This window comes from Mesorhizobium sp. WSM4823 (assembly GCF_055811195.1).
The window spans coordinates 407,345-425,173 of the sequence record NZ_JBVVQL010000005.1; the positions used below are offsets into that span (position 1 = coordinate 407,345).

At 64.5% G+C, this 17,829-nt stretch carries 13 protein-coding genes and 1 pseudogene; 6 read left to right on the forward strand and 8 right to left on the reverse strand.

Annotation, left to right across the window (positions count from 1 at the left end):
• Nucleotides 1-54: 54 nt before the first annotated feature.
• The 3 genes from AC0L26_RS16805 to AC0L26_RS16815 form a co-directional block, all read right to left on the reverse strand.
• Nucleotides 55-4,047, reverse strand: a complete 3,993-nt coding sequence (locus tag AC0L26_RS16805) for an AsmA family protein (protein ID WP_473633527.1) — start codon at nucleotides 4,045-4,047, stop codon at nucleotides 55-57.
• A 102-nt stretch (nucleotides 4,048-4,149) separates the two neighbouring features.
• Entirely contained in the window at nucleotides 4,150-4,671 is a 522-nt protein-coding gene (locus tag AC0L26_RS16810) for a hypothetical protein (protein ID WP_473633528.1), read from the reverse strand.
• Between the two features lie 113 nt (nucleotides 4,672-4,784).
• The gene (locus AC0L26_RS16815) at nucleotides 4,785-6,197 is read right to left on the reverse strand and encodes an FAD-binding oxidoreductase (RefSeq protein WP_473633529.1); all 1,413 of its coding nucleotides are present in this window, start codon (nucleotides 6,195-6,197) and stop codon (nucleotides 4,785-4,787) included.
• A gap of 98 nt (nucleotides 6,198-6,295) precedes the next feature.
• Here AC0L26_RS16815 and AC0L26_RS16820 point away from each other — a divergent pair, with 98 nt between their 5' ends.
• Nucleotides 6,296-6,781: a thioesterase family protein gene (locus AC0L26_RS16820; RefSeq protein WP_473633530.1), complete on the forward strand. Its 486-nt coding sequence runs from the start codon at nucleotides 6,296-6,298 to the stop codon at nucleotides 6,779-6,781.
• A 254-nt stretch (nucleotides 6,782-7,035) separates the two neighbouring features.
• Complete coding sequence (locus AC0L26_RS16825; RefSeq protein ID WP_008876617.1) at nucleotides 7,036-7,233, forward strand: hypothetical protein; 198 nt, start codon at nucleotides 7,036-7,038, stop codon at nucleotides 7,231-7,233.
• Here AC0L26_RS16825 and AC0L26_RS16830 read toward each other — a convergent pair.
• Nucleotides 7,230-7,693 (reverse strand): annotated as a pseudogene (locus tag AC0L26_RS16830) (Lrp/AsnC family transcriptional regulator). The gene AC0L26_RS16825 and the pseudogene AC0L26_RS16830 sit on opposite strands and share 4 nt — an antisense overlap.
• Nucleotides 7,694-7,782: 89 nt before the next feature.
• Between AC0L26_RS16830 and AC0L26_RS16835 the strand changes: the two are divergent.
• Nucleotides 7,783-8,688: an EamA family transporter gene (locus AC0L26_RS16835; RefSeq protein ID WP_473633531.1), complete on the forward strand. Its 906-nt coding sequence runs from the start codon at nucleotides 7,783-7,785 to the stop codon at nucleotides 8,686-8,688.
• A gap of 4 nt (nucleotides 8,689-8,692) precedes the next feature.
• Here AC0L26_RS16835 and AC0L26_RS16840 read toward each other — a convergent pair whose 3' ends face one another.
• The gene (locus AC0L26_RS16840) at nucleotides 8,693-9,598 is read right to left on the reverse strand and encodes a dienelactone hydrolase family protein (RefSeq protein ID WP_473633532.1); all 906 of its coding nucleotides are present in this window, start codon (nucleotides 9,596-9,598) and stop codon (nucleotides 8,693-8,695) included.
• Nucleotides 9,599-9,874: 276 nt separating this feature from the next.
• On the opposite strand from AC0L26_RS16840, the gene AC0L26_RS16845 reads away from it, so the two are divergent.
• A complete protein-coding gene (locus AC0L26_RS16845; protein ID WP_473633533.1) occupies nucleotides 9,875-10,033 on the forward strand; it encodes a hypothetical protein in 159 nt (52 codons plus the stop codon).
• A gap of 22 nt (nucleotides 10,034-10,055) precedes the next feature.
• Nucleotides 10,056-10,487, forward strand: a complete 432-nt coding sequence (locus AC0L26_RS16850; protein ID WP_473633534.1) for a hypothetical protein — start codon at nucleotides 10,056-10,058, stop codon at nucleotides 10,485-10,487.
• 9 nt (nucleotides 10,488-10,496) lie between these two features.
• On the opposite strand, the gene AC0L26_RS16855 is transcribed toward AC0L26_RS16850, so the two are convergent.
• The gene (locus tag AC0L26_RS16855) at nucleotides 10,497-12,809 is read right to left on the reverse strand and encodes a glucose/quinate/shikimate family membrane-bound PQQ-dependent dehydrogenase (RefSeq protein ID WP_473633535.1); all 2,313 of its coding nucleotides are present in this window, start codon (nucleotides 12,807-12,809) and stop codon (nucleotides 10,497-10,499) included.
• A 249-nt stretch (nucleotides 12,810-13,058) separates the two neighbouring features.
• Here AC0L26_RS16855 and AC0L26_RS16860 point away from each other — a divergent pair, with 249 nt between their 5' ends.
• Nucleotides 13,059-15,731, forward strand: a complete 2,673-nt coding sequence (locus AC0L26_RS16860; RefSeq protein WP_473633536.1) for an ATP-dependent helicase — start codon at nucleotides 13,059-13,061, stop codon at nucleotides 15,729-15,731.
• A gap of 8 nt (nucleotides 15,732-15,739) precedes the next feature.
• Here AC0L26_RS16860 and AC0L26_RS16865 read toward each other — a convergent pair whose 3' ends face one another.
• On the reverse strand, nucleotides 15,740-16,789 hold the full coding sequence (locus AC0L26_RS16865; RefSeq protein ID WP_473633537.1) for an ABC transporter permease: 1,050 nt from the start codon (nucleotides 16,787-16,789) through the stop codon (nucleotides 15,740-15,742).
• Nucleotides 16,786-17,583 (reverse strand): ATP-binding cassette domain-containing protein, encoded by a 798-nt coding sequence (locus AC0L26_RS16870; RefSeq protein WP_473633538.1) that lies wholly within the window; start codon nucleotides 17,581-17,583, stop codon nucleotides 16,786-16,788. Before AC0L26_RS16870 ends, AC0L26_RS16865 begins: the two co-directional genes overlap by 4 nt.
• Nucleotides 17,584-17,829: the final 246 nt, after the last annotated feature.

The window sequence follows — 17,829 nt, forward strand, 5'->3', positions numbered from 1 at the left end:
CCGCGTCAGCGTCGCGATCCTATCGGCATGGGCTCTAGGTAGGTACAGGTAGATCTACCCCCCGCCCAGCGACTTCAGCAGATTGTCGATCGACGAAGGTTCAAGCTTGGGCTTTGGTGCGGATTCTGCTGGCAGCGGGTTGTCATTGGCCGGCGGCTGAGGCGCGCGCTCCATATTCTGGGCCCGCGCCGCGGCGGCCCGGCGTTCGGCCTCGAGCTTTGCCTTTTCTTCTGAAGCGATCCGCATCGCCTCTTCCGCCTTCCGGCGTTGCTGTTCTTCGGCCTTCGCCACCTCTTCGGCGGCCCTTTGAGCCGCCATAGCCTTCGCTTCGGCATCCGCTTTGGCCTTTGCGTCCGCGTCCGCCTCGGCCTTGGCCTCGGCCTCAGCTCTCGCCTGCGCATCCGCCTTGGCCTGCGCATCCGCCTTGGCCTTCGCCTCCGCTTCGGCTTGGGCCATTGCCTCGGCTTCGGCCTTCGCCTTGGCATCTGCTTCGGCTTGCAGCCGCGCCGCTTCCTGCCGCTTGCGCAATTCCTCGGCTGCTCTATCGCGCTCGGCCTGCAGGGCGGCGTAGTAACGCACCTCGCGCCGCAATCGCTGTTTTTCAAGCAGTGCCGCCTGCATGGCCTCGACCCGCTGCTGCTCCTTTTCGAGTGCGCGCTGGGTCAGGAACTGCGCCAGCGGCTCACTGTCGAATTCCCGCTTCGCGGCGCCGAACGGCCCGACGACGTTAAAATTGACAGTCGGATCGGAGCCGACCAGCGCTTCGTCGCCAGGCCGATAAGTGATCGAACCGCTGGCGGCGACCGTGCTGGCGTTCAGGTCCGCCGTGATGTCGGCGGACAGCGTCGCCGCCGGATTTTCAAGATTGACCGGCGGTGCTCTCAGTATACCGCCGGCAATCGTGAAGGCGATGTCGGTATCCCCAGCCGGAAAACTGCCGTCTGCGGCGATCTGCGGCGCGAAGCCGGCGGTCTTGGCCGCATCGATATCACGTCCGATCGTGTCGGCCTTGGCGATGAAAGCGCCAAACGCGTTCGGATTGACGCCGGCAATGGTCAAGCCCCTCAGCGCCGCCGTGCCGGAACCGGACAGCGCCGCAACCATCGCATCGACCGATTTGCCGCTGGTCGAAAGCGTCGCAGAGAAATCGCCGCTTCCGCTGATGCCGGCCTGTGGCGCTATGGTGGCCAGATCGGCGCCGGCAAGTTTCATCTGGCTGGAGAAAAGCCCGGTGCCGTCATTGTTCTTCAGCTCGAACAGACCGGAAAGCGCACCACCGGAGAACTTTGCCTTGAGGTCCGACACGCGGATGCCTTCCTGGTCGAGCTTCAGCGAAAACGCCGCGTCATAGGCCGTGGCAAGAGCGCCGGCGGCCAGCGATGCTGCGGTCAGGTCGAATTCGGCGGTGAACGGCAGGCTCGGCTTCTGGCTGAATGGGGCGGTTGGCCAAGCCCCGCCGGAACCCAGCAAGGCCTGGTCGCCAAACAGCATCACCGCCATCGGGTCGAAATCCAGTTCATCGAGCGCCAGCGCACCGGTAAGATGCGGCAGCCCGTCCTTGACGTCGACATTGACGTCACCGGAAACCGCCGCTTCGTTGATGGAGCCGCTGAGGCCGGACAGCACCAGAAGGCTGTTGCCGAAGTCGGCGTCGGCCGCAATCCACGTCGACATGCCTGTCCCCATGCCCGGCAGGCCGACGCCTGTCGTCATCAGCCACGGCTCGATGTCGGCCGCTTCCAGGTTGACCTTGCCCTTGGCGGTGGGCCCCTGTGGCGTGCCGGCGATCGTCCCGTCGAAACCGGCCTTGAAGTCGTTGCCGGTGAGGTCAAAGCTCGTCGCCATGCCGCCGCCGAGCGTACCTTTCGCCGACACGTCGGTGGTCGCCTCGCCAAGCATGCCGAGCGGCAGCGCCGGCAGGCCGTAAAGCGCCAGAAGCGCGGTGGCGTCGGCATTCCTGGCGTTGAAGGTCAGCGACACCGGCGCATCGAGCAGCCGATCGGTCGTCCCTTTGCCGGACAACGATGCCGAAAACGCCGAGCCGCCTGCCTTGCCTTGCGCACTGACTGCCAGTCCCATCGTGCCGTCGCCATTGGCGGCGGCACTCGTCACCAGATCGACGCGCGCGTCCTGGAACAGCTCGGGATAGGCCGCCACACGCCGCGCCAGCTCCTTCAGCACCGCATTGTCCGGATAGTGCCGCGCCGCGACATCGACCAACGGCTTGAGGTCGACGGCGACAACAGAGGCATCGAGCTTGCCGGTGGGGCTCACCGGGAAATCCTTGATCCGGCCGGTGGCGCTGATCGAGGCACCGGCAAGCCCACTGAGCGACAGCCGGTCGATTTCGAGCAGCCCGTCGCGCAATCTGAGCGCCGTATCGACAGTATCCGCGGTCAGCCCGCCGGCACTGACCGGCCCGGCCTTGATCTGGAAATCGAGGTCGCGGTCGGAAAAACGGTTGGCGCCCTTGTCGCTGATGAAGATGGAAGCGAAGGCGGCGAGGCCGTCGACATCGAGCTCGCCGCCTTCGAGCCGCATCAGCACGGACGGCCTGGCGTCGTCGGGCTGGCTGGAATCCATGCGGCCCGAAAATTTCGCCTTGCCGAGAACGAGCTCGAGGTCGCTGAAGGCCTGGCGATTGTCGCTCAATTCGACCTTGGCCTTGAAGCCGGCGGCCGGCAGCCGGCGGATCGCTTCGTCGACATCCTTCGACAGCCAGGCAGCAAAGCCCGAAGGCTGCGCCACAGCCAGAAGCAGCGAACCGGTGAAGCCGAAGTGATCTCCGACGCTGAGCATGCCGTTTGCTTCCAGTTTGGCGCGGCCAGGCAGCGTCGCGACCAGTGACTTCACCGACCAGCCGCCAGCGGCCGGCTCGGCTGACAGGTGCACGTCGCGAACCGTCGTGTCGCCGGCCACCACCGCCGGCAGGTTCACCTCGACGGTGCCGGGTATGGTCGGCTTCGGCAAATCGAGCAGCGCCTGCTCCAACGCCGCGACACGCGCCGACAGCGTCAGCCCAGTGCCGGCCGCTGCGCCGACGGCCTCATCGAACTGCACCTGAGCGCCATCGGCCTCGATCGAAAAGCGAGGGTTCGGCCCAAGGTCGACGGCAGCGTTGCCGTCGGCGGTGTAGGGATTGTCGAGCGGGCCGGTCTCGAAGCGGAATTCGTCGACACCAAGTTTCCGGTGGTCGAGCGAGAACTTGCCGTTCAGCCTGAACCCCGGGTCCGGCTTGCCGGCGCCGGGCTTCATCGTCTCGCCGCCCATGCCATCAACCTGCGCCGAACTCTTGTCGGCGCCCTTCCTATCGAAACTTGCGACCTTGAACTGGCCCGAATAGATCGCGGCGCCATCGACGATGCCGGCATTGCCGTCGGCCTCGATGACCAACGGATAGGCATCCGGATTGGCTTTGAGCCTGAGCCGCATCTGCCCATCGCCGCCAGCCCTGCCGGTGGACGCGATGACGGTGCTGCGCAGGCCGTCGAGCCGCAGCGAGCCATCCATCCGCCAAGGTCCGGCCAGCGATTTCGCAGAGATCGTCGAGTTGATCTCGGAAATGAGGTGGCTGCGCCCGCCGGCGGCATGGCGCAGCGCGATCTCTCCGTCCGTCACCGTCAGCTTCTCGATCGAGATCTGGCCGGGATCGAAGGGCGATGATGGCCGTATCGCCCAGTCGACGGTGCCGTCGGCGGCAATGTCGATTGTCGCCTTTGGCCGCACCAGCCGCATGTCGAAGATCAGCACTTCTCCGCTCAGGAAGGGCGCCAGTTCCGCATCCATCGAAAAGGTCTCGACGGTCATTGCCGGCCGGCCAGCCGGGCCACCGGCAACGGTGACGTTCGAGAAGGTCAGCGAGGGAAACGGCAGCAGCCTTGCCGTCGCATCGCCCTGAACGGTTACCTTGCGGCCCAGAATGGCGCTCGCCTCACGCTCGAAATCGGCACGATAGCCCGTCCAGTCGATAAAATACGGCACCACCAGCGCCGCACACAGCACCAGTACGAAGAGGCCACCGAAGATCACGAACAGGCGTGCGAGCATCAGCTCCAAAACGGTTGATTGAAAATCAGCCGCACTCTACCCGCATCCGCGTGTCGATAAAGTGGCAATTCTCAAACCGGCTGGCTTTCGGTGCGCGGAAACTCAGCGTGCGTCGCGCTTTGCCTGCGCCACTTTGGCCGCCTGCCGCTGCCGGCCGAGTTCCATCGGCCGAACAAGGTTCGGCGCCCTCTCGTTCACCACCGCCCGCATACCTTTGTGCGCGGTACGCGTGTTGAACTCGGGACCGTCTGCCGCAGCGCCTTGCTTCATGGCCAGCGCCTTGCGCGCATTGTCGACCAGCGACACACGCGCCCCCAACTGGCGGCGGCGTTCGGCCTCGCCATTAAGCCTCCGCATGGCCATCGCCAGAACCTCGAGTTTCAACTGCGAGCCGCCGTCCGCTTTCGAGGCGACGGCTCCTTTTGGCGCACCCTTGCCGCGTATCTCGCGGCGGCGCCGATGCGCCTCGCCCTGCGCCTTGTCGCGCCGCTCCCGCAACAGCTTGACCAGGCCGGCAAGCTCGGCGTCGGCTAGGCCCTGCACTGCCGGATGGTGCGATTTCTCGACCAGACCGTGTTCGTCGGCGCTCAATGCACGTACCTCTTCCTTGCGTGAAATCGCCATGCTGCTTGCTCCTCCGTTGCCACGTCTGCCCGGTTTTCAGGCCTTGGCGACGCCCGGAGTCTCCGACCAAATGCCAGTGCGGTCAAGCCGAGCACCATTTCGATCTTCGTCCACTAGTCGGCAGGCAGTATCTTCCCAGGGTTCATGATGTTGAGCGGATCGAGCGCCTGCTTGATCGTGCGCATGATGTCGACGCCATGGCCGAGTTCATGGCGCAGGAAGCCGACCTTGCCTTGACCGATGCCGTGCTCGCCGGTGCAGGTTCCATCCATGCCGATCGCACGCATGTTCAACCGCGCGACAAACGCTTCCGTCGCCGCGATTTCCTTCGGATCGTCGGCGTCCATCAGCACCAGCACGTGGAAATTGCCGTCGCCGGCATGGCCGACGATCGGCGCGATCAGCCCCATTTCGGCAATGTCGGCCTCGGTTTGCGTGACGCATTCGGCAAAGCGCGAGATCGGCACGCAGACATCGGTCGACAGGCCCTTGGCGCCGGGCCTGAGCGTCAGCGACGACCAATAGGCGTCGTGCCTGGCCTTCCACAGTTTTGTCCGCTCCTCGGCGACGCTGGTCCACAGGAACGGGCCGCCGCCATACTCTTCCGCGATGGCGCCGAAAGTCTCGGCCTGTTCGGCAACGCCGGCATCGCTGCCATGGAATTCGACAAACAGGCACGGGCTTTCCGGATAGTCGAGCTTCGAATAGGTTTTCATCGCCCGCATCTGCAATGCGTTGACCAGTTCGATGCGGGCGACCGGAATGCCCATCTGGGCCGTCGCGATCACCGCATTGCAGGCGGCCTCGACACTGGGAAACGGACAGACGCCGCCGGAAATCGCCTGTGGGATGCCCTGCAGCTTCAGGGTCAGCTGGGTGATGATGCCGAGCGTGCCTTCAGAGCCGATCAGGAGCCGCGTCAAATCATAGCCGGCCGAACTCTTTTTCGCGCGCTTGCCGGTCGTCACCGTCTCGCCATCGGCCATCACCGCCGTCAGCGACAACACGTTCTCGCGCATCGTGCCGTAGCGTACCGCGTTGGTGCCCGACGCCCGCGTCGCCGCCATGCCGCCGAGCGACGCATTGGCGCCCGGATCGATCGGAAAGAACAGGCCGGTGTCGCGCAGGTGCCGGTTCAGATCTTCGCGCGTCACGCCGGGCTCGACCGTGCAGTCGAGATCCTGCGGGTTGACCGCGAGGATGCGGTTCATCCGCGACGTATCCAGCGAGATGCCGCCACCTGGCGCATTGGTATGGCCTTCGAGCGAGGAGCCGACGCCGAAGGCGATCACCGGCACGCGGTGCGCAGCGCAGGCCGACACGATCTCTTGCACCTCCGCCGTCGTCTCCGGAAACGCCACGCCATCCGGCGCCTGGGTCGGAATGTAGGTGGTGGTATGTGCATGCTGGGCACGGATCGCCTCGCCGGTCTGGAATCGCTCGCCGAGCCGCTGCTTGAGGATGCCGAGCACGGCGGCAATGCCTTCTTCGTTGCGCTCGACCGGATTGAGGTCGCTCAGAGCCATCGATTCCTCCGCGAATGGACCAGCGCCCACTCTCGTTATTCGTTTATGGATGCGTAGTCTCACCGACCACGCCCTGTCCAGCGAGAAGGAAGTTTTCTATGCCCATCCCCACCCCCTTCGTCTCTCGTGCCATGGGCATCGAGAAGGACTGGATCGACTACAACGGCCATCTCAACATGGCCTATTATAATGTGCTGTTCGACCGCTGCTCCGACGAAGCGTTCGAAACGATGGGGATGGGGCTGGATTATGTGAAGCAGCGGCGGCTGACCATCTACACGGCCGAAGTCCATGTCTGCTATGTCAGGGAGTTGCACCTCGACCACAAGGTCAATGTCTCGTTCCAGCTCCTCGATCATGACGAAAAGCGGCTGAGAGCCTACCAGGAAATCCGCCATGTCGACGGCTGGCTCGCCGCCACTTCCGAATCACTGTCGCTGCATGTCGACATGTCAGGGCCGAAAGTGGCGCCCTTCCCGGCCGACGTGCTGGCCAAGATCGAGGCCATGCGTGCCGCTCATGCCGCGCTGCCGATGCCGGAGCGCGCCGGCCGTTCCATCGGCATCAAGGCGCGCCGCGTTTGAAGAGGTTTTCTCGGCGTCCGCTTTAAGTCCTTGTTTTCATTTACACCGTTACCCCAAAGCCACTATGTCCTGATAAGCGATTGGCACTAGCCCGTAAGCCGGCTTGAACCGCGACCCGGCCGCCGTTAACCTTACCGAGGTTTTAACGTGAACAAGCCGAATTGAGTCGTTGAACGACTCAGTACGGCGGTTGAAAACCGTCCCTATCGAGTTGCGATACGGGCGGCTGGGCGGAAGCGGTTCGGGGAACGTGCATGAAAACCGACATCAAGGTCGAGGCGGACAGGCTGGCAGCCGATCCACGCATCAGCGACTATGATTTCTGGCGCTCGCTGAAGAACCTCAACAACGAGATCTTTCACATCGCCAACAACAACGAGCCGATCCCCTTCGCCATGATCCGCTGGCGCGCCATCCTGAAGCAGGCGCGCTCGAAACGCGGGCATGCCTAGCGCTTCAGCGCCTCCAGCGGCGAACGCGCCACCACCGGTGACGACTGGATGATCGCGGTGTTGGTCATCGCAAACGGAATGATGCGGTCGATCACCCGTTCGAGTTCGGCCACCGAACCGACATGCGCCAGCGCAATGAAACAGTCCTCGCCGGTCACCCGGTCGCACTGGGCGATTTCCGGATGATCTCGGCCACCACAGCCAGTTGCCCGGGCACCGGCCTGATCCGCAGCCATGCCGACAGCTTCATGCCGAGCGCGCCCGGGTTGATCCGCACTGTATAGGCTTCGATCACGCCGCTCTCCTGCAGCCGCTTGATGCGCTCGGCCACGCTCGGCGCCGACAGGCCGACCGAGCGCGCCAGTTTAGCGGTGCTGGTGCGCGCATCCTTTTCCAGCAGGCGCAGGATTTTCAGATCCGCCGCATCCAGGTCCGCGTTTTCATTTCGAAGGCGCTTCAACGAAAGCTCCTAGGCATCGGGAAGGTAATGGCGTCCTTGGCCGATCATTACCCATATATACCGGAAAGATTGCCTGCGATAATGATGGCATGGAAGATCGAACGCAAGCTCCCGCAGCAAGGCCTTCCCTCGCCGGCCCGGCCTTTGGCAAGCTGGCGACCTCGCTGCCGCCGCATGTCTGGTTCGGCGTCAGCGCCGTGTTCCATTATCTCGGGCCGGCTTTCGCCGTGCTGCTTTTCCCGCATGTCGGCGTGCTCGGCATGGCCTGGCTGCGCATCGTTACGGCCGCCCTGGTCTTTGCGCCGCTGACCCGGCCCTGGACGGTCTTCACCCGCGCCGACCGGCCGACACGACTGCTGCTTCTCGCCTTTGGCGCCTGCCTCGGCGTAATGAATTGCTCGTTCTATCTGGCGCTCAACCGCTTGCCGATCTCGCTGGTCGCGGCGATCGAATTCGTCGGCACTATCGGCGTCGCGCTGGTCGGCGTCAGAAGCCCTCGCAATCTCGCCGCGCTTGCGGTCGCCGTTATCGGCACCTTGCTGCTGATCGACGTCAAATGGTCAAGCGATCCGATCGGCCTGTTCTGGGCCTTCCTCAACGGCGCGCTGTTCGTTGGCTATATCGTGCTTGGCCACCGCATCGCCCGCGCCGGCGCTGGCGACGGCATCGCCGGCCTGGGTGCCGCCATGGCAGTCGCCTTGCTCATCGTGCTGCCGATCGGCTTCACCGATGCACTGCCGGCTTTCTCGGCGCCGCCGCTGCTCATCGCCGCTATCGGCGTCGGCATCTGCTCGTCGGTCATCCCCTATATCTGCGACCAGCTTGCCATGTCGCGGCTGCCGCGGTCGAGCTTCGCGCTGATGTTGTCGCTGCTGCCGGTCACCGCCACGCTGATCGGCGTCATTGTGCTTCGCCAGATACCCAGCTCCACCGATTGCCTCGGCATCGCCCTGGTGGTGGCCGGCGTCGCTTTCCACAAACCGGCGCGTGACTGACGGATCAGGCTAGTTTTTCCCTGAGGAAGGTGCTCGTCCGGCCCCAGGCGAGGTCCGCCGCGCTCTTGTCGTAGCGGGCCGCTGACGTGTCGTTGTTGAAGGCATGATTGGCGCCTTCATAGACATAGACCGTGTATTCGACCTTGGCTGCATCGAGTTCCTTCTTGAAGGCGTCGATACCGGCGTTGATGCGGGTGTCGAGCCCGGCATAGTGCAGCAGCAGCGCCGCCTTGATCTTCGGCACATCCTCGGCCTTCGGCTGCATGCCGTAATAGGCGACAGCGGCGGCCAAATCCGGCGCGTTGGCAGCCAATGTGTTCACCGTGCCGCCACCCCAGCAGAAGCCGACCGCGCCGACCTTGCCGTTGCCACCCTCGTGTCCCTTGAGGAAAGCGACCGTTGCGACCGCATTGGCGACGGTCTGCGCCGGATCGAGCTTGGAAAATTGGTCGCGCGCCTTGTCTTCGTCGGCCGGCGTGCCGCCGAGCGGCGACAGAAAGTCGGGAGCCAGTGCCACAAATCCTTCCAGCGACACGCGTCGCGCCACATCGCGTATATGCGGGTTGAGCCCCCTGTTCTCATGCACGACGATCACGGTGCCGAGCTTGCCGGACTGGCCGGCCGGCTTGACCAGATAGCCCTTCATCTCGCCACCGCTGCCGGGATAGCTGATGTCCTCGCCGCTCACGCGTGAATCGTCCTCGGCAATGATCGCCGCCCGGGCTGAATTCGCCGCCAGCAGCGGCGCGATTGCGGCGGCCGCCGCACCTGATCCGGCAAGCCTGGTCAACTGCTCCATGAAGCGCCGCCGGTCGAGCGTCAGATGCGTGTATTCGTCATAGGCGTCGATCATTGCCTGGGTAATGGCTGGCCGCGTGACGGCTGGGCTGGCAGGGACCGGTTTTGTCATGGCGCTCTCCTCTGCTTCGGGAACACCGCGCAAGATAGGCTAGAAGCCCGCATGGTCCAGTCACGGATGAGTGAGGCTCCGCGGTGCTCACAACGCCGGCCGGCTCGCATTGGCCATGGCGGCCATTCGGCACGAAAACCGTGACACGAACGCGCAGGCGGTCATCACTTTCTTGTAATTGGTGGCAAATCTTGACGATCCTGACACAATATAAGGGAAAGCTGCAGGTGGTGACCTCGCCTACCTTTGCCGGCTCTGACAAGAAGGAAAACACTCATGACCTTCCCCACCCCGATCCTCGCAAGCGTGTTCGTGCTTGCCGCTGCCGTGCTGGCGCTGCGTTTCGCCGCCTTCGCTGCAACCAAGCGATCGATGGTCAAGGTCCGCAGCAACCGACGTCAGCCTGCCGATGGCCGCTCGAAGACCCGCGACTGAAACCCGAGGCTGAGGGGAAACCATGGACGTCCAGAATATCGTCGACGCCGTCTCACAGAAAGCCGGCCTCGACCAGGCAACGACGGAGAAGGTCGTTGGCATCATTTTTTCGGTGCTCGAGCACGAGGCGGAAGGAACGACTCTGTCCAGCTTCTTCGCCAAGATCCCGGGAGCCGATGGGCTGGCCCAGAAATATGATGTCATGGCTCCCGGCGCGGCCTCCGGTGGAGGCCTGCTATCATCGCTGCAGGGCGCACTGGGCGGTGTTCTCGGCGCCAAGACAGGCGCGCTGGTCAACGGCGTCGCGGCGCTCGAAGCGTCCGGCCTCAACTTGGCGCAGATCCGCCAGGCCGGCACGACGCTGGTCCAGCAGGCCGAAACCGCCGCCGGCCCCGAGCTGACCAATGAGGTGCTCAACTCGGTGCCCAGCCTGAAAGGCCATCTCGGCCTCTGAAAGAACTCTCTACTTCGGCAGCGTATAGGCCATCACATAGTCCCCCGCCTTGGTGCCGACCGAGCCGTGACCGCCGGCGACGATGACCACGAACTGGCGTCCGTCGGCGACCGTGTAGGTCATCGGCGTCGACTGCCCGCCGGCCGGCAGCCGGGTCTGCCAAAGCTGCCTGCCAGTCGTCAGATCATAGGCGCGGAAGAAGTCGTCGACCGCAGCACCGAGGAAGGCGACTCCGCCGGCGGTGATCATCGGTCCACCGATGCCCGGCACGCCTACCTTGAACGGCAGCGGCAGCGGCGTCATGTCGTAGACGGTGCCGTTGCGATGCTTATAGACGACCTTGCCGGTCCTGAGATCGGCACCCGCGACATAGCCCCAGGGCGGTGCCTGGCAGGGAATGCCGAGCGGCGACAGAAACGGCTTCAATATCACTGCGTAAGGCGCACCGTCATTGCGGTTTAGACCCTGTTCGCTGCCTTTGGTATCGCCCGGCGGCGGCACGTCCGCGCGCGGGACCAGCTTGGAGATGAACGCCAGGTATGTCGGCATGCCGAACATCACCTGCCGGACCGGATCGACCGCTACGCCGCCCCAGTTGAATGTGCCGAAATTGCCGGGATAGATCAGTGAGCCCTGCAGCGACGGCGGCGTGTAGCGACCCTCATAGCGCAGTTTCAGGAAATCGATCCGGCAAGCCAGCTGGTCGAACATGGTTATGCCCCACATGTCGGCGCCGGTCAGCGGTTTCGGATTGAAGCTCAGATCCGAGACCGGCTGCGTCGGGGAAGTATGATCGCCCTCGATCGCGCCGCCCGGCGCCGGTACTTCGCCGATCGGAACGATCGGCTCGCCGCTGCGCCGGTCGAGCACATAGAGGTCGCCCTGTTTGGTCGGCCCGACCAGCGCCGGCACGACGCCACTGGCCGTGGTGATGTCGACCAGCGTCGGCTGCGCCGGCACGTCCATGTCCCAGAGATCGTGGTGCACGGTCTGCCGCACCCAACGCAATTGGCCGGTGTTGAGATCGAGCGCAGTGATCGAAGAGGAGAATTTCTCGTCATTGGCGCTCCGCCCGGCGCCGAGCTGATCCGGCGTCTTGTTGCCGAGCGGCACGTAGAGCAAGCCGAGCTTCTCGTCGGCGCTCGCGGTCGACCACATGTTGGGCGAGTTGTGGGTATAGGTCTGGTCAGGTGCCAGTGGCGTCGTCTGGTCCGGATTGCCGGAATCCCAGTTCCAAATCAGGGAGCCGGTGTCGACGTCGAAGGCGCGGATGACGCCGGACGGCTCCTCCGTCGAATAATTGTCGTTGACCGCCCCGCCGACGATGATCTTGTTGGCGACGATCAGCGGCGCCGAAGTCGAATAATAATAGCCCGGCTTCGGATACGGCATGTTGGCGAGCAGGTTCAACGTACCGCCCTCGGCAAACGCGGGACAGACCTGGCCATTCGCGGCGTCGAGCGCGATCAGCCGGGCGTCGGATGTCGGCAGATAGACGCGTGCTGCACAAGGCTGGCCGGCGGCGATTTTGGCATCGGCGTAATAGGCCACGCCGCGGCACGTCTGGTGTTGGCGGTCCTTGTCCAGCTTGACCTTGGGGTCGAAGCGCCATTTCTCCTTGCCGCTCGCGGCATCTATGGCAATGGCGAAATTATGCGGCGTGCAGATGTAGAGCGTATCGGCGACCTTCAGCGGCGTCACCTGATAGGTTGTCTCAGTGACGTCGTCGGGCCCTTTCACATCGCCGGTGCGATAAGTCCAGGCCGGCTGCAAATTGGCAACGTTCTCGGCGGTGATCTGGTCGAGCGGCGAATAGCGCTGGCCGTATTGGGTGCGGCCGTAATAGTGCCATTCGCCCGCTGGCATGTTGCCGCCGAGGTCGGCCGTCGGCGTCACATTATCGGTATTGAGTTGGCCGGCGATATCCTTTGGATCGGTTGTCATCGAATAGCCGGCGACGGCAAGCGACGCCAGCACCGCGAGGATCAACGGCGCCCGCCCGTCAGGGCCGGTGAGCCCGCGCCGCGCCCACGGCGTCAATAGCCACAATGCGATAAGCACGATGATGCCGCCGCGCGGGCCAAGTTCCCACCAGTCGAAGCCGATCTCCCAAACCGCCCAGCAGAGCGTGCCGATGACGATCGCCGCGTAGAGCCACAGCGCCATGGATTTGCGCCTGTAGAGCAGCCAGCCAGCGACGAGGAAGGCGATGCCGGCAATGACATAATACCAACTGCCGCCCAGCGAAGCCAACCAGATGCCGCCGCCGCCGAGCATCAGGCCGATGAGGAAAAGGATGAGGGAGGTGATGACGACAGCCAAGATGATACTCCTTCGACTGGTGCGCTTCGCAGCGTCAATGGGCAACCCGGCATTGCGCTCCTGCCCTGGGCACAACTTTCTCCGGCCCGCCGTGCCTGTCAAGCAAGCTGCGCGTTTTAGGCGTAGACCCACAGCAAGCTCGGCGTTTTGGGTCGCGCACTCATCCAGATTGTGGGTCTACGGACTGGACAGAGAACAAAACGGAGACACTTCTGGCGTTTCGCTGCCGAATCACTACATTCGGGGGAGATGTCCGGCTTTTCGGAAGATATGCCTTTTTTTGACGAACCGAACGCGCGGCCCTCGGCCCCGTCGGGCATTGCTGCGCGTGCCATGGCTGCCCGCAGCGGCCACAACAACGCGCCCGACTATCTGAACGGCCTCAACCCCGAGCAGCGCCTGGCGGTGGAAACCACCGAAGGCCCGGTTCTGGTGCTGGCCGGCGCCGGCACCGGCAAGACGCGCGTCTTGACCACCCGCATCGCCCACATCCTCGCCACCGGCAAGGCCTTCCCCTCGCAGATCCTCGCCGTCACCTTCACCAACAAGGCCGCGCGCGAAATGAAGCAGCGCATCGGTCTGCTGATCGGCGAAGGCAATGTCGAAGGCATGCCGTGGCTCGGCACCTTCCATTCGATTGGCGTGAAGCTGCTTCGCAGACACGCCGAGCTTGCCGGACTGAAATCCGATTTCACCATTCTCGACACCGACGACGTCGTTCGACTGATCAAGCAGCTCATCCAGGCCGAAGGGCTGGACGACAAGCGCTGGCCGGCCAAGCAGTTCGCCCAGATGATCGACGGCTGGAAGAACAAGGGGCTTGGTCCCGCCGACATTCCCGAGGGCGATGCCCGCGCCTTCGCCAACGGCAAGGGCCGTGAGCTCTACAAGGCCTATCAGGAGCGGCTGAAAACGCTGAATGCCTGCGACTTCGGCGACCTTCTGTGCCACCCGATCCGCATCTTCCGCGCCAACCCGGACGTGCTGAAGGAGTACCACAAGCGCTTCCGCTACATCCTCGTCGACGAGTATCAGGACACCAACACCGCGCAATACATGTGGCTGCGCCTGCTGGCGCAGCGGCCAGATGCCGGACGCGCGTCAACGTCAACCTCAACAGGTGTGCGAACGGCCGAAGGCCGCAAGCCCGACGGGGCGTCCGAGCCTTTGCGAGGCCCGCGCGGAGGGTCCGCGCCGGCAGGCGCGGAACAGCCCGTGAGCGATAACAAAGTAAATATCTGCTGTGTCGGCGACGACGATCAATCCATCTATGGCTGGCGCGGGGCCGAGGTCGACAACATCCTGCGCTTCGACAAGGATTTTCCCGGCGCCGCGATCATCCGGCTGGAGCGCAACTACCGCTCCACCGCCCACATCCTCGGCACCGCCTCCCACCTCATCGCCCACAATGAGGGCCGCTTCGGCAAGACGCTGTTCACCGAAAAGGTCGCCGAGGACGACGAGAAGGTGCATGTCCACGCCGCCTGGGATTCCGAGGAAGAGGCGCGCGCCGTCGGCGAGACCATCGAGGCCTATCAGCGCCAGAAGCACAATCTCAACGATATGGCCATTCTTGTCCGCGCCTCCTTCCAGATGCGCGAGTTCGAAGACCGCTTCGTTACGCTCGGCCTCAACTACCGCGTCATCGGCGGCCCGCGTTTCTACGAACGTCTCGAAATCCGCGATGCCCTGGCCTTCTTCCGCGTCGTCGCCCAAGGCGCCGACGACCTCGCCTTCGAACGCATCGTCAATGTGCCGAAGCGCGGCCTTGGCGAAGCCACCATCCGCCAGATCCACGACACCGCGCGCGCGCTCCGCATCCCAATGCTGGAGGCCGCCGCCAAGCTTGCCGAGAGCGACGAGCTGAAGCCGAAGCCGCGCGCAGCACTGCGCGAGGTATCAGCCAATTTCGAGCGCTGGCAGAATGCGCTGGAGACCACGCCGCACACCGAGCTGGCTGAGACCATCCTCGAGGAGAGCGGCTATACCGACATGTGGAAGAACGACCGCTCGGTGGAAGCTCCCGGCCGGCTGGAAAACCTCAAAGAACTGATCCGCTCCATGGAGGAGTATGAGTCGCTGCGCTCCTTTCTCGAACATGTCGCGCTGGTGATGGACGCCGAGCAGAACGCCGAGCTCGACGCCGTCAACATCATGACGCTGCATTCGGCCAAGGGCCTCGAATTCGAGACCGTTTTTCTACCCGGCTGGGAGGAGGGTCTGTTTCCACATCAGCGTGCGCTCGACGAGGGTGGCCGCTCCGGGCTCGAGGAAGAACGGCGGCTGGCCTATGTCGGCCTAACCCGCGCCAAGAAGAACCTGCATTTGTGGTTCGTCTCCAACCGCCGCATCCACGGCCTGTGGCAGTCGACGATCCCATCGCGCTTCCTCGACGAACTGCCGGAAGCCCATGTCGAGGTCGCCGAGGGCGGCAACAGCTATGGCGGTTACGGCAATTCCTACGGCGGCGGCTCGTTCGCATCGGGCCGTGGCGGCCAAGGAGCAGGAAGGCAGAACCCCTATGGCGCCTCGCGTTTCGACAATGTCGGCGCAGAAAAATCCGGCGCCTTCTCCAATACCTACGCGACGCCGGGCTGGCAGCGTGCGCAACAGAATCGCACCGAAGCGACCGACCGCAACTGGGGCTCGCGTTCCGGCCACCAGGTCGAGCGCATCGGCTATGGCGAAACCGACTCCGGCTATGGCGCCGGCCGCACTAGCGTCAAAGGCCGTACCATCGACGGCGAGCTGGTCGCTAAATCGGTTGCCGACACGCCATCCGCCTTCAGCGTCGGCGATCGCGTCTTCCACCAGAAATTCGGCAACGGCAACATATCAGCCATCGAAGGCAACAAGCTCACCATCGACTTCGACAAGGCCGGCCAGAAACGCGTGCTGGACGGGTTCGTCACCGGGGTGTGAGCACTCCCTCACCGATATCGCGCCTGGTTCCATTTGTGGCCGAGCAGCGACAGGATGATGATCAGGCCGTTGAAGAACTGCACATAGAAGCCGCTCAGGCCCGCCGCCACGACGCCGGTCTGGATGAACGACACGGTGACCGCGCCGATCGCGCCGCCGACGACGGTGCCGATGCCGCCCCAGGTCGGCGTGCCGCCGACGAACACCGATGCCAGAACCGGCAGGAGATAGCCGTCGCCGGCCGTCGGCCACCAGGTGAAGTTGATCATCACCGAAAACGTGCCGGCGATCGCGGCACCGATGCCGACGAAGACGAACACTTTCACCCGCACGCGCTTGACGTCGATACCCATCTGCTGGGCGCTGTCGGGGTTGTCGCCAACCACCCTCACCTGCGCGCCGAAGCGATGGCGGTTGTAGAGCAGCGCCGACAGAACGACGAAGGCGATGGCCCAGAAGATCTGCACCGGGATGCCGTAGAGCTGACTAGAGAAGATCTTGTAGGCCCAGCTGTCGGCGAGACTGGTCAGCGCCGTCGACTTGCCCTCGTTGATGATCTGGATCAGGCCGCGCAGCAGGAAGTTCATGCCGAGCGTCGCGATCAGCGACGACAGCCCGCCATAGACCACTAGCGACCCGACGAGGAAGCCGAGCAGCGTGCCGGTGGCGATGGCGGCGGCGATGCCGAGGAACGGATCGTAGCCGGCCTGCACCACCAGCGCGAACACCCATGAGGCAAAACCCATCGTCGCCGGAAACGACAGGTCGATCTCACCGCAGGTGACGACGAAGACCAGCGGCACCACCACGAACAGCGCCACCGGCAACGTGGTCAGCACAGAGCTGTAGAGATACCAGGTGGTGAAGACGACCGGGTTGGCGATCATGAACACCGCCATCATGACGATGAACACGGCAAGCGTGCCGAGCGCGGCGCGGTTGTCGAGGATGAAGCCGCGCAGCCAATTGTCGGATGGGTGTCTCCATTCTTTCCCGGAGGCTTCGTCATGCGTGGCCCCGAGGGGGCTTTGCAGATCGGGTTCCATGGTCTTACTCATCGCGCTGCCCTCCCCGCATCGCCAGCGTCGTGCAAGCCGGGCAAGCCGCCTGGATGCGCCACGTCTTCCATGAAGTTGATCAGGTCTTCGGCCGACTTGACCTCGCTGCGGTCGGTGGTGAGTGCGACTTTGCCGCGGTCCAGCACCACGAAGCGGTCGGCGATGTCGAAGACGTGGTGGATGTTGTGGCCGATGAACAGGATCGAGCGTCCGCTCGCCCGCACCTGGCGCACGAAATGGAACACCTTGGCGGTCTCGGTCAACGACAGCGCCGTCGTCGGCTCGTCGAGGACGATCAGCTCCGCCTTCTTATAGATCGCCCGCGCGATCGCCACGCCCTGGCGTTCACCGCCCGAGAGCTGGCCGACGATCGAGTGCGGCGTGAACACTTTCGAGGTGAAGCCGATCTCGCGCATCAGCCGGCTCGCCTCCTGGATCTCCTCGTTGACCTTCAGCCAGCCCATAAAGCCGGTGAGCTCGCGGCCCATGAAGATGTTGCGCACGATCGTCTGCTGGACAGCCAGCGCCCGGTCCTGGAACACCGTCTCGATGCCGGCGTCGCGCGAGCGCGCGGGGCTCCATCCAGTCACCGGCTTGCCGCGCACCAGGATCTCGCCGCTGGTCGGCTGGACCACGCCGGACAGGATCTTGATCAGCGTCGACTTGCCGGCGCCATTGTCGCCGATCAGGCCGACCACCTCGCCGCGGTCGACGCTGAGATTGACCCCGCCCAGCGCATAGACCTGGCCGTAGGACTTTTTGATATCGCGCAGTTCGATGATGCGTTCGGCCATCCGATCCTCGCTTGATTTTCGTGCCGGCGTTCTCGCCAGCGGCCCCGGGGGGGGGGGGGGGGGGGGGGGGGGGGGGGGGGGGCGGGGGGCGGCGGGGGGGGGGGGGGGGGGGGGGGGGGGGGGGGGGGGGGGGGGGGGGGGGGGGGGGGGGGGGGCGGGGGGGGCGCGCGGGGCCGGGGGGGGGGGGGGGGGGGGGGGGGGGGGGGGGGGGGGGGGGGGGGGGGGGGGGGGGGGGGGGGGGGGGGG